The following is a 12,004-nucleotide window of genomic DNA, read 5'->3' on the forward strand; positions in this document are numbered from 1 at the left end:
GCTCCCGGGGACTGAGCCCCGACCATGCCATCTCAACGAAACCCTGTTCTCAACGCTGGCCGAAGCCCGCGAGAAGATCGGCGCATGGAAAGAGGACGACGACCGCAACAGACCTCACGCATCCCTCGGCAACCTCACGCCGAAGGCGATTGCAATGAAATCGAGACTGGAAACCAAGGCCGCATGAAGCCAGCAATCAACCGACGGATCCTCCCGAAAGCTGGAGGAAAGTCGGGGCTCAGGTCACCGGGCCTTCTCCTCGCTCGTCGGTCCGGACAACACGCCTGCAGCACGCGCGGCGCACCGACACCGGTCCCGCAGGCTGAAAGACGAACAGACCGGCTTCGTGGCAATTGCCCGGCAGGCAGCACTGTCGCTGCGCTAACCCGAACGATATTCGCGGAAAAGCCGAACGCCGCGTGCGCGGAACTCGGCCGTGTAGCTCGGCGTGTGTGTCTCGTCTGTCATGAGGCGCATCTTTTGAGAGTCTTTCCCTCCGGTAGACCCGGGGCGGTTTGCAACATGTTCCGAACGCAAGTTGCACTATCATTGCTGAGCGCGTGTGGGGCGGGTACGTTGATGGCACAAGGACGGCACGAGTGAGAGGTTAGAATGGAGATGATTCACCACAACCCGAGCATTGCGGAACCACCAGCGCGGCGGTCGCACGAGATGGGCAGCTTTTGGCTTGCCATGGCGCTTGGCCTGGCGCTGCTCTGCGTCGCGCCACCATCACGCGCTCAGGACGGGTCGAACCTGCCACAGGTCCAGCAGGATTTCGAGGAGATCAACAACGGCACCAACCCCACGCTTCTGACGACGCAGGCGGGCATCCAGTACCAGTTCAACAAGATCAACCCGAATCTGGACACCGGGTTGTTCGAGTTCTTCTATACGCAGCCAATCGGCGATGGGAGCAAGGCGCTCAGGTTCACATTCCCCTGGTCCGACAGTGAGTTCAATTCACGTCCGAGGCTGGGCGATGCTGCCAAGGCCTATGCCGAGAACCCCGACATCGGGGCCGAATTCGCTCTGGGCGACATCAGCCTGACCTATATCGATGTCTTCTACCTCACCGAGCGCAATGGCGCGGCGTACACGCTTGAATTCTTTCTCGACACCGCCACGACCGATTTCGCCGGTTACGGGCAGTACGCCATGGAAACCTCAGTCTTCTACGCCTGGTTTCTGAACAACGGCGCGATTTTCGCCCCGGCATGGGTCCAAACCTTCGGCCTGGAAGGTGGCAACGACAACGGCGACAACCTCAATGTCACGACAGTCGACTTCTATTATGTCCCGAAGCTGGCGAACCCGAAGTACTACCTCACCTTCGACCCCGCCGTGATCCACAATTGGGAGACTGATGACACATTCGGGAGCCTGCAGGTGACCGCGGGCATGTTGACGGGGCGCTTCCTGGGCGGGGACAGCCAGATCTTCATCAAGCCCGGGGTGCTTTTCGGCGGCGACGCCCCGGCGGACTGGTCTGTTCAGGTTGGCTTCAAGGTGCTTAACTTTTGACGCTGCCAACCCATTGAATCAGCGCCACCGTGAACCTCGGATGTTCCTTAAGATTGACTTGATCTGAAAGAGAAGCACGGCGCGACGTAACATGGTTCGCAACACCCTGATTGCCTCTGCCTTTGTCCTCGCGGTCTCGGTCGCGGGGGCACCTGCCGACCCTGCCGGGCCCATCGTCGTCACTTATGTCAACATCTTCGACGGGGTTTCCGTACCACCATTGCGTCGCCACCCCGTCAGATGACACGGTCGGGCCCGTGAGTGTGGGGCACCTCGCCACCATTCGGCGCGGTGGCGAGGCGCCTTCCAGCCGTCTTATTCCACGCGATACGCCAGCAGGGTGTTGCTCAGCATCATCGGCACCACCAGAAGCGCGCGATCAGGGATAAACTCCAGATCGGCGCTGCCGCCGTCGAGATCTATAATCTGCTCGGAACTGCCATCCACGCCTACCCGCAGGACCGATCCCGCGATCCAGTCCGATACGATCCAGTTGCCTTTGCCGTCCGGTTCCAGCCCGTCGAGGTTGCCGATCGGCGCGCCGGAGCCAAGGGTTTCCACGGCACCTGTATCAAGATCGACGGTCAACAGATGCCCGCCAATCTCGGTCGTGAAGTCGTTCTGCAGCCCTTGTCCCCAGGCGGCGACAAGAAGCTTTCCGTCATGCATGTTGAGTCCGTTGGGGTTCTGCAGCACGTCGCCTTCGGCCAGGACACTCATTTCACCATCGGCCAGAACATAGATCTTCTGACCGATCATGTCAGAGACGTAGACATTGCCGTTCTCGGCGACCGCGGTGTCGTTCAGAAACTGCGCGTCAGCCGCGGCCCAGGTTCCCGAGACCTGCGAAGATTCGATGTCGATGGCCACCAGGCGATCGATGTCGCTGACCCAAAGCGTGCTGCCATCGCTCACCAGCCCCTTGGGCGCATCCAGCCCGGTGACCCACTGCGCGTCCAGAACCTCGCCCTCGGGGCTGATCCGCGAAATATAGCCCTTGCCGTTCTTTTCGGTCGCGCCGCCCGCGATATTCGACACGTAGAGCACATCCCGGGCGTCATCGTAAAAGGCGCTTTCGGGCGCATCCAATCCCTCCACGGTCCAGACAAGCTCCTGCGCCGATGCCATGGACCCGATCAGGATGCCTGTCGCCGCAACGACCGATGTTGAAAATCTTTGCATTTAGCTTCTCCCTGAATATCGATGGAATTCATTAGCCGCCCCAAATCCTGGCAGGTCAAATCTTTCCCGTTCTTTTCGCCAGATCTGTTCAATCCAGAGCAATCATCGGGCGCTCTGGTTGTGGAATTCTGTAAAATCTTGCGTCAAACGCGCCGCGACGCGCGGATCGTGCGCGCCATGCCGCTTAAATTTCTCAAGCTTTTGAGGAGGGTAGGGGCATGGCTTGACCTTTTGTGCGAAAGCCTTGACCAAGGTGCTTGGGCGAACCTAGTGTCGTATGATAGTTTGCGCGAGATAAGTTTATGTGGCTTGTATACTGCCAGGCCCATCGTGCGATGGGCATTGTTCCTGCGAGCGTAGGTCGAGGGGGAGTCCGGTGAGTGGTCGCAAGATCAAGAACATGGAGGAGTTTGCCGCGGTAAGCGGGATCTCCAGGCCCACGGTGTCGAAATACTTCAACGATCCCGACAGCGTCCGGGTGACGACACGGGCGCGGATCGAGGCAGCGCTGGATCAGTACGACTACCGCCCGAACGTGTTTGCGGTGAATCAGAACCGGCGGCTGACAAAGATCGTGGGCATTGTCGTGCCCTATCTGGCTGACCCGTTCTTCGGCGAGATTGCGCGGAATGTCGAACAATCCTGCATCGCCGCCGGCCTGTCGCCCATCCTGTTCAGTTCCCACGGCGATGCGTCCTACGAAGCGGATATCCTGGACAACCTGCGCGGGCTCAGGCCTGCGGGTGTGTTGCTGGCTCCGTTGGGGCGATCGTCGACCCGGTCCGTTGTCGAAAGCTTCTGCAAGGAAGTTCCCACGGTTCTGTTTGACAGCTATATCGATGAAATTGGGGAAGATTTCGTCGGATCCAACAACGACCAGAGCATTGCGTTGATCGTGGAATACCTGTGCCGCACGGGGGAGCCGCCCTGTCTGTTCGAGATGGCGACCCCGTCCAATCCCAACTCGAACAAGCGCCGCGCGGCCTACATCAAGGCCATGGAAAGCCACGGCCATCCTGTGAATGTGGTCAAGGCGGCCGGTGTGGGATGGGACTTCGAGGCGATCGGGTGCCGCGAAGGGGGGCGGGCCATTGCCGAAGGGCTGTTTTCGACGAACACCATCCTGTGCAGCAACGATCGCCTTGCCATCGGCCTGCTCGCGGCGGCCTACCAGCGCGGGCTGCGCGTTGGTCGCGGGTCCGGGCACGCCCTGAGAATCGCAGGTCACGACGACCATCCGTTCGCGCGCTACACCTGCCCGCCGCTCACCACGGTATCCCAGGACTATAAGGCAATTTCGAGGAAAAGCGTCGCGGCGCTGCTTGAGCGGATCGAGGGCGGAGGAGACGCCGGAGACCGCCGGTCGATCCTGGTGGAGGGCAAGCTGGTCATGCGGGATTCCGCGTGACTCGCCAAAAAAGTTTCCGCGCGTAAAGTTTTTGTTTGACCCGGCGGCGCGATTCGACTTAGGTTGACCTTGCATCCGATCAAGGGAGGACACGATGTATTCCAAGGGTAAACTTGGCACGGCAACCGCCGTCGCCGCCATCATGGCAAGCGGCGCAATCGCTGACACAATCACCATCGCCACGGTCAACAACGGCGACATGATCCGCATGCAGGGTCTGACCGACGACTTCACCGCGAAAACCGGCCACGAGGTCGAATGGGTGACCCTGGACGAAAACACGCTGCGTACCCGTGTTACCCAGGACATCGCCACCAAGGGTGGTCAGTTCGACATCATGACCATCGGCATGTACGAAACGCCGATCTGGGCCGCCAATGGCTGGCTGGTCGCGCTGGACGGGCTGTCGGACGCATATGACGCCGACGACATCCTGCCGGCCATGGCCAACGGCCTGAGCCACGACGGCACGCTTTACGCCGCGCCGTTCTATGGCGAAAGCTCGATGATCATGTACCGCACCGACCTGATGGAAAAAGCGGGTCTGGAAATGCCGGACGCACCGACCTGGGACTTCATCCGGGAAGCCGCGCTGGCCATGACTGACAAGGACAACGAGATCTACGGCGTCTGCATGCGCGGCAAGGCCGGCTGGGGCGAGAACATGGCGTTCCTCACCGCGATGTCGAACGCCTTCGGCGCTCGCTTCGTCGACGAGGACTGGCGTCCCCAGTACGACAGCGAAGCATGGTCCAACACGCTCAACTTCTACATCGACCTGATGACCGAAGCGGGCCCTCCGGGCGCTTCGTCCAACGGGTTCAACGAAAACCTGTCGCTGTTCCAGCAGGGCAAATGCGGCATGTGGATCGACGCCACAGTTGCGGCGTCCTTCGTGACCAATCCTGACGATTCGACCGTGGCCGACAAGGTGGGCTTCGCGCTGGCACCGAACGCCGGCATGGGCAAGAACTCCAACTGGCTCTGGGCCTGGGCGCTTGCCATTCCGGCCGGCACCCAGAACGAAGAGGCCGCGATGGCGTTCATCGAATGGTCGACCTCGAAAGACTACCTGGCACTGGTGGCCGAGAACGAAGGTTGGGCAAACGTGCCTCCGGGCACCCGCGCCTCGCTGTACGAGACCCCCGAGTACCAGGAAGTCCCCTTTGCCAAGATGACCCTGGAATCGATCCTGACGGCTGACCCGAACAACCCGACCATCGACCCGGTTCCCTATGTTGGTGTGCAGTTTGCCGCCATCCCGGAATGGGCAGGTCTGGCAGGTCAGATCGGCCAGGAATTCTCGGCAGCCCTCGCCGGTCAGCAGACCGCCGAAGAAGCCCTTGAGAAGGCACAGGCCATCGCAACCGAAGAGCTGGAAGCCGCAGGCTACTAAGGCGCTTCGGACAAGATCGGGGGGCGGCCTGTCCGCCCCTCAACCCCTTGTACCCGTCCCAGTTTTCATCCGCGTTCAACATGCACCTTGCGTGAGTAGAGAGGTTTTGCGTCATGGCGACCCAGCACTCCCGATCCGCAGCGCGCATGATGTTGGCACCAGCCGTCGTCCTTCTTCTTGGATGGATGCTCGTCCCCCTCATCATGACGCTCTATTTTTCCTTCAAAAACTACCTGCCACTACGCGGAGGCGACCTTGGTTGGGCCGGATTCGACAACTACGTCCGGTTCGTGACCTCGTCAGCCTTCTGGCCCAGTGTCCAGGCAACCCTCATCATCGTCGGCGGCACCCTGCTGATCACCGTGGTTTTCGGTGTGCTGCTGGGAATTCTGCTGAACCAGCCCATGTGGGGCCAGGGTGTCGTGCGCATCCTTGTCATCGCGCCTTTCTTCGTGATGCCCACCGTATCCGCGCTGGTCTGGAAGAACATGTTCATGGATCCGGTCAACGGTCTGTTCGCGCATCTGTGGAAGTTCTTTGGTGCCGAGCCTGTCGTCTGGCTAAGTGACGCTTCCCTGTTCTCGATCATCACCATTGTCAGTTGGCAGTGGCTGCCCTTTGCGACCCTGATCCTTCTGACGGCGATCCAGTCGCTCGACGGCGAACAGCTCGAAGCCTCCGAAATGGACGGGGCCCCGGTTCTCAAGCGCTTCTACTATATCGTGCTGCCGCACCTTGGCCGGGCCATCACCATCGTGATCCTGATCGAAACGATCTTCCTGCTGTCGATCTTCGCCGAGATCTTCGTGACCACCGGCGGTGCCTTCGGCTCCCGGACGCTGACCTACCTGATCTTCCAGCGCGTGCTGGAAAGCCAGAACGTCGGGCTCGGATCCGCAGGGGGTGTCTATGCAATCATTCTGGCCAACATCGTTGCCATCTTCCTGATGCGCATCGTCGGCAAGAACCTGGACACGTGAGGAGATAACATCATGGCACGTGCCGTTACCCAACAACGAAAGCTCATCAATACCACCGCCGCCTGGGCCGTGGGCCTGCTGATCTTCTTCCCGATCCTCTGGACGATCCTGACCAGCTTCAAGACCGAAGCCACGGCCATTGCGGATCCGCCCGTCTTCCTCGCCTTCGACTGGACCCTTGAGAACTACGGGGTGGTGATGGAGCGCTCCAACTACGCGCGCTTCCTGTGGAACTCGATCATCATCGCGGGCGGCTCAACCGTCCTCGGTCTGATCGTCGCCGTCCCGGCGGCCTGGTCGATGGCCTTCGTGCCGTCGCGCAAGACCAAGGACATCTTGCTGTGGATGCTCTCGACCAAGATGCTTCCGGCAGTCGGCGTGCTGTACCCGATCTACCTCATCTTCATCAAGATGGGGCTGCTGGACACCCGGACCGGTCTGATCATCGTGCTGATGCTGATGAACCTGCCGATCATCGTCTGGATGCTCTACACCTACTTCAAGGAGATCCCCGGCGAGATCCTGGAAGCCGGGCGCATGGACGGGGCCGGTCTGAAGGATGAGATCCTGTTCATCCTGACACCGATGGCCATTCCCGGCATCGCCTCGACCATGCTGCTGAACTTCATCCTGGCCTGGAACGAAGCCTTCTGGACGCTGAACCTGACCGCGGCAAAAGCAGCGCCGCTGACAGCCTTCATCGCCAGCTATTCCAGCCCGGAAGGCCTGTTCTTCGCAAAACTCAGCGCGGCCTCGACCATGGCCATCGCGCCGATCCTCATCCTCGGCTGGTTCAGCCAGAAACAACTCGTCAGCGGCCTGACCTTCGGCGCCGTCAAGTAAGGAACTGACCAATGGGACAAATTCAACTGAACCAGGTGACCAAGAGCTTCGGCGACGTACAGGTCATCCCGCCCCTTGACCTGACCATCGAAGACGGCGAGTTCACGGTCTTCGTCGGGCCTTCGGGCTGCGGCAAGTCCACCCTGCTGCGGCTGATCGCGGGGCTGGAGGACATCACCTCGGGCCACATCGCGATCGACGGTGCGGACGCCACCAACCTGCCACCCGCCAAGCGCGGCCTGGCAATGGTCTTCCAATCCTACGCGCTGTATCCGCACATGAGCGTGCGCAAGAACATCGCCTTCCCGATGCGGATGGCGAAGATGCCCGAGGACGAACAGAAACGCCGGATCGAGGCGGCCGCCAAGGCGCTCAACCTGACCGACTATCTGGACCGGCGTCCGGGACAGCTTTCGGGCGGTCAGCGTCAGCGGGTCGCCATCGGCCGGGCCATCGTGCGCGAACCTTCGGCCTTCCTGTTCGACGAACCGCTGTCCAACCTCGATGCGGCCCTGCGGGTCGGTATGCGGCTGGAAATCAGCGAGATGCACGAGCGTCTGAAAGCGACGATGATCTATGTGACCCACGACCAGGTGGAAGCCATGACCATGGCCGACAAGATCGTGGTGCTGCGTGCCGGGTTCATCGAGCAGGTCGGCAGCCCGCTGGAGCTGTACCACAAGCCGCGCAACACCTTCGTTGCAGGCTTCATCGGCTCGCCCAAGATGAACCTCATCGAGGGGCCGGAGGCACAGAAGCACGGCGTGCACACCATCGGCATCCGTCCCGAGCATGTTCAGGTCAGCAAGACCGAAGGCACCTGGAAGGGCACCGTCGGTGTGGCCGAACACCTCGGCTCGGACACCTATATCCACGTCCACGAGACCGGGTTGGGCGATCTGTTCACGGTCCGGATCACCGGCGATATTCCGGTCCGGCACGGCGACACCATCTTCCTGACGCCCGACATGGAGCAACTGCACAAGTTCGACGAGAATGGGCTGCGGTTGCCGTGACACGGCTCGGGGGAAAAAACGCGCTGATCACTGGCGCCGCCCGCGGCATAGGTCTGGCTTTCGCCAAGGCCTATGTCCGCGAGGGCGCCAGGGTCGCCATTGCCGATATCGACATTGACCGTGCACGCACGGCGGCGGAGGAGATCGGCCCGGCAGCCATCGCGGTCGAAATGGACGTGACCCGACAAGACAGCATCGATGCCGCGGTGGCTGCAACCATCGACACGCTGGGCAGTATTGACGTGTTGATCAACAACGCGGCGATCTTCACAGCAGCGCCGATAGTCGACATCACCCGCGAGGACTATGCGCGCGTGTTCGACATCAACGTCTCTGGCGCGCTGTTCACCTTGCAGGCCGTGGCACGCCACATGATCGACCGCGGAAAAGGCGGCAAGATCATCAACATGGCCAGCCAGGCCGGGCGCCGGGGCGAGCCGCTGGTTGCGGTCTATTGCGCCAGCAAGGCGGCGATCATCAGCCTGACCCAATCGGCCGGGCTGAACCTGATCCGCCACGGTATCAACGTCAATGCCATCGCGCCCGGCGTTGTCGATGGCGAACACTGGGACGGGGTGGACGCGTTTTTCGTCAAACACGAAAACAAGGCGCCGGGACAGAAGAAGAAAGAAGTCGGAGACGCGGTTCCCTTCGGGCGCATGGGCACTGCTGACGATCTGACGGGAATGGCGATTTTCCTGGCCAGCGACGAGTCCGACTACATCGTATCGCAATGCTACAACGTGGATGGTGGACAATGGATGAGCTGATCAAACTCTCGAATGAAACGCTGTCCCGGCTGCCGGCCGCGATCTTGCGCCCGCAATATGACCGCAAAAAACTGACGGCGGGCATCGTGCACATCGGCGTTGGCAACTTTCATCGGGCGCATCAGGCCTGGTACCTGCATCGGCTGATGCAGGCGGGCGCCGCCCTGGACTGGGCCATCGTCGGCGCCGGGGTGCGTCCCTATGATGCCGTGATGCGCGAGAAGTTTCTCGCGCAGGATTGCCTGACCACCTTGATCGAACTGGATCCTTCGGGGTCGTCGGCCGAGGTGATCGGCTCGATGATCGATTACCTGCCGATCAGCGAAGGCAACGCGCCGCTGATCGCCCGCATGGTCGACCCAGCGATCCGGATCGTCGCCCTGACCGTGACAGAAGGCGGCTATTACGTCGATCCGGCCACCAGTGCCTTTGACGGTGCGCATCCGGACATGCAGCATGATGCTGCAAATCCCCGGACACCGCACACCGCGTTCGGTGCCGTGATCGAAGCCCTGCGCCAGCGGCGGGACACTGGCATCGGTCCGTTCACCGGGTTGAGCTGCGACAACCTGCTGGCCAATGGCCGCGTCATGCGCCAGACTGTGGTATCGCTGGCCCGCATGTCCGATCCGGCGCTTGCCGATTGGATCGACGCCAATTGCACCTTCCCGAACTCCATGGTCGATTGCATCGTTCCCGCCACCGGCGAGAAAGAGATTGCCCAGGCGCATCGCTTCGGGATCGACGATGCGGTCCCGGTGACCCATGAGAACTTCCGCCAATGGGTGATTGAGGATGATTTCTGCGCGGGCCGTCCCGATTGGGATCAGGCCGGGGCGACGTTCTCCAGCCAGGTTCATGACTATGAAACCATGAAGCTGCGGATCCTGAACGCCGGGCACCAGATCATCGCCAACCCCGGCGAGATCCTGTCGGTGCCGACGATCTCGGGCTGCATGTCGCACCCTTCCATCGCGGCCTATTTCAGGAAGGTTCAGCGCGAGGAAATCGCGCCCCATGTGGCCCCGGTTCCGGGCATGACGCCCGAAGCCTATGTGGACCTGATCGAACGCCGCTTCGGCAACCCCGCCATCGTCGACACGACACGGCGGGTGGCCTTCGACGGCTCGTCGCGCCACACCGGTTTCGTGCTGCCCCTGGTGCGCAAGGGGCTGGCCATCGAAAACTCGATCGAAGGTCTGGCCCTGGTCGAAGCGCTCTGGGCGCGCATGTGCTACGGCACGCGCGAAGATGGCAGTGTGATCGAGCCCAACGATCCCTTCTGGGAGGATCTGGTCCGGGCCGCGCGGGCCGCCAGAGAACATCCGCAGGCCTGGTTGACCCAGCATCATCTCTACGGTGACCTTGCCGCGCAGCTTCCCTTTGCACAGGCCTTCGACCGCTGGCTGCGCCTTATCTGGTCCGACGGCTGCGAAGCGGCTTTGAAAGCCTATTGCGCGGACGGCAAAGACTAGCCCCGAAGCATTCCGTGTCCTCGGCGCAAGGGGCAAACCGGACCGCTCACCCTAAAGCGGGTGAGCGGGGTCAGACATGAGCAGCAGTTACGGCATGCGCGGTGCGCGGTTCCAGGAATTGATCCTGAGGCCGCATTGATCGCGACCGGTGGCTGGACGGAAGCCGCTTGAAGGCTCAGAATGCCTGTCCGACGTAGAAATAGATGTTCTTCTCGTCCAGATCGTTGATCGCGACATCCAGCGAGAGATCCACCGGGAAATCCTTCGACACGCGAAAACGCAACCCCAGACCGCCGGCATAGCGCCGGCCACTGTCGCGGGTCAGGGTCTTTTGGCTGAACTCAAGCGAACTCAGGGTTTCGCCGACGCCTGCGAAGGCCACCCCGCCGAAGCGTTTGGTGAAGTTCTGGCGCAACTCGGCCTGCGCCGTGACCATCTGGTCGCCGTAGTACTGGAACAGCGAAAACCCGCGGATCTGGCTGCCCAGAAGGCAGGAATCGAAGAACGGCGCCTCGTCTTCCACAAGGCAACCGGCGGCGTTGGCGGCCAGAACGGTTTGCGGGCCAAGCGACCAGTAGTGATCCAGCGCCAGCGTAGTTTTCAGATAACTGAAACTGGCGCCGCCGGAGACCTGATTGGTCAGGAAATTGAACTCCGCCAGCCCGCCTTTTGTCGGATACAGGCTGTCGTTGCGGGTGTCCCATTGCGCCACCAGCCCCAGCGAGGCCAGCGTGATGTCGGTCAACTCCTGGATGCCCGGTGGCAGGGTGGCGTCGCCGACCGCATTCACGCGGCTTTCCAGATACTGGAAGCCCAGACCCGCCAACAGTTGCGGCGTGAAGCCATAGCGGTACTCGGCGTTCAAGGCGACGCCGTCCTGATTTACCTCCAGCGGGTCCCCGGCGACGTACAGGTCATAGGTCACATCGGCCGCAGCCAGGTACAGCACGCCGTTGTGCCGCTTTTCATCCAGCGACAGGCTGGCGCCGATGGCGCCCGCGCGGCTGCCGTTGTTCGTGGCCAGGGCCCCGGCGCCGATGAACGAATTGTCCGACTTTTCGTCTTCCTGAAACACGTACCCCGCGCCAAGGATCAGCCCTGTGCCAAAGGTCGGGCTGTTGAGCGGGATCGGCACCACCAGCATCGAGCCCGCACCGAATCCATAGTCCTTTGATGCCGTCGCGGTGTCGGGCGAAGGGGCAGGGGGTTCGGGGAGCGTCGGTTGCTGGGCGTCTTGTGCAAGGGTCGGCACGGCGGCCAGCAAGGCCAGCAGTGCGGTTGCGCACACCAGAGAAAATGGTCTTTTCATCTCACATCCGGTCCCGCGCTGCCCCATGGCCCTTGGCGGCGAACATGCCATGCCACGAGGTCAGCCGCACAATAGTCGCACAGCCACGCCGCGTCACCCCG

Annotated in this window: 11 protein-coding genes; 9 read left to right on the top strand and 2 right to left on the bottom strand. The window is 61.5% G+C overall.

The features are described from left to right. A partial coding sequence (locus AB0T83_RS00005; protein WP_366190462.1) for an integrase core domain-containing protein occupies positions 1-187 on the top strand: 187 nt, incomplete at its 5' end. A gap of 425 nt (positions 188-612) precedes the next feature. Continuing rightward, positions 613-1,524 carry a hypothetical protein gene (locus tag AB0T83_RS00010; protein ID WP_366190464.1) on the top strand — a complete coding sequence of 304 codons (912 nt, stop codon included), beginning with the start codon at positions 613-615 and terminating at the stop codon, positions 1,522-1,524. A gap of 315 nt (positions 1,525-1,839) precedes the next feature. Here the strand turns inward: AB0T83_RS00010 and AB0T83_RS00015 are convergent, their stop codons facing one another. Then, the gene (locus AB0T83_RS00015) at positions 1,840-2,706 is read right to left on the bottom strand and encodes an SMP-30/gluconolactonase/LRE family protein (protein ID WP_366190466.1); all 867 of its coding nucleotides are present in this window, start codon (positions 2,704-2,706) and stop codon (positions 1,840-1,842) included. Between the two features lie 376 nt (positions 2,707-3,082). Between AB0T83_RS00015 and AB0T83_RS00020 the strand changes: the two genes are divergently transcribed. From AB0T83_RS00020 to AB0T83_RS00050, 7 genes are all read left to right on the top strand, one after another. Next, complete coding sequence (locus tag AB0T83_RS00020) at positions 3,083-4,114, top strand: LacI family DNA-binding transcriptional regulator (protein WP_366190468.1); 1,032 nt, start codon at positions 3,083-3,085, stop codon at positions 4,112-4,114. A gap of 94 nt (positions 4,115-4,208) precedes the next feature. Beyond that, a complete protein-coding gene (locus AB0T83_RS00025) occupies positions 4,209-5,510 on the top strand; it encodes an ABC transporter substrate-binding protein (RefSeq protein WP_366190470.1) in 1,302 nt (433 codons plus the stop codon). Positions 5,511-5,623: 113 nt separating this feature from the next. Beyond that, complete coding sequence (locus tag AB0T83_RS00030; protein ID WP_366190472.1) at positions 5,624-6,490, top strand: carbohydrate ABC transporter permease; 867 nt, start codon at positions 5,624-5,626, stop codon at positions 6,488-6,490. Positions 6,491-6,502: 12 nt separating this feature from the next. Then, the gene (locus AB0T83_RS00035; RefSeq protein ID WP_366190474.1) at positions 6,503-7,333 is read left to right on the top strand and encodes a carbohydrate ABC transporter permease; all 831 of its coding nucleotides are present in this window, start codon (positions 6,503-6,505) and stop codon (positions 7,331-7,333) included. Between the two features lie 11 nt (positions 7,334-7,344). Further along, complete coding sequence (locus tag AB0T83_RS00040; protein ID WP_366190475.1) at positions 7,345-8,349, top strand: ABC transporter ATP-binding protein; 1,005 nt, start codon at positions 7,345-7,347, stop codon at positions 8,347-8,349. Beyond that, positions 8,346-9,119, top strand: a complete 774-nt coding sequence (locus AB0T83_RS00045; RefSeq protein ID WP_366190477.1) for an L-iditol 2-dehydrogenase — start codon at positions 8,346-8,348, stop codon at positions 9,117-9,119. The genes AB0T83_RS00040 and AB0T83_RS00045 overlap by 4 nt, the downstream gene beginning before the upstream one ends. Then, positions 9,107-10,594 carry a mannitol dehydrogenase family protein gene (locus AB0T83_RS00050; protein ID WP_366190479.1) on the top strand — a complete coding sequence of 496 codons (1,488 nt, stop codon included), beginning with the start codon at positions 9,107-9,109 and terminating at the stop codon, positions 10,592-10,594. Before AB0T83_RS00045 ends, AB0T83_RS00050 begins: the two co-directional genes overlap by 13 nt. A 175-nt stretch (positions 10,595-10,769) precedes the next feature. Here AB0T83_RS00050 and AB0T83_RS00055 read toward each other — a convergent pair whose 3' ends face one another. Beyond that, positions 10,770-11,903: a BamA/TamA family outer membrane protein gene (locus AB0T83_RS00055; RefSeq protein WP_366190481.1), complete on the bottom strand. Its 1,134-nt coding sequence runs from the start codon at positions 11,901-11,903 to the stop codon at positions 10,770-10,772. Positions 11,904-12,004: the final 101 nt, after the last annotated feature.

This window comes from Meridianimarinicoccus marinus, from assembly GCF_040689105.1.
Classification (GTDB): Bacteria; Pseudomonadota; Alphaproteobacteria; order Rhodobacterales; family Rhodobacteraceae; genus Meridianimarinicoccus; species Meridianimarinicoccus marinus.

Excerpts from the sequence above, each read along its gene's own strand:
- AB0T83_RS00055 (WP_366190481.1), bottom strand. The coding sequence starts at position 11,903 with ATGAAAAGACCATTTTCTCTGGTGTGCGCAACCGCACTGCTGGCCTTG.
- AB0T83_RS00010 (WP_366190464.1), top strand. The coding sequence starts at position 613 with ATGGAGATGATTCACCACAACCCGAGCATTGCGGAACCACCAGCGCGG.
- AB0T83_RS00025 (WP_366190470.1), top strand. The coding sequence starts at position 4,209 with ATGTATTCCAAGGGTAAACTTGGCACGGCAACCGCCGTCGCCGCCATC.
- AB0T83_RS00040 (WP_366190475.1), top strand. The coding sequence starts at position 7,345 with ATGGGACAAATTCAACTGAACCAGGTGACCAAGAGCTTCGGCGACGTA.
- AB0T83_RS00015 (WP_366190466.1), bottom strand. The coding sequence starts at position 2,706 with ATGCAAAGATTTTCAACATCGGTCGTTGCGGCGACAGGCATCCTGATC.
- AB0T83_RS00035 (WP_366190474.1), top strand. The coding sequence starts at position 6,503 with ATGGCACGTGCCGTTACCCAACAACGAAAGCTCATCAATACCACCGCC.
- AB0T83_RS00050 (WP_366190479.1), top strand. The coding sequence starts at position 9,107 with ATGGATGAGCTGATCAAACTCTCGAATGAAACGCTGTCCCGGCTGCCG.
- AB0T83_RS00030 (WP_366190472.1), top strand. The coding sequence starts at position 5,624 with ATGGCGACCCAGCACTCCCGATCCGCAGCGCGCATGATGTTGGCACCA.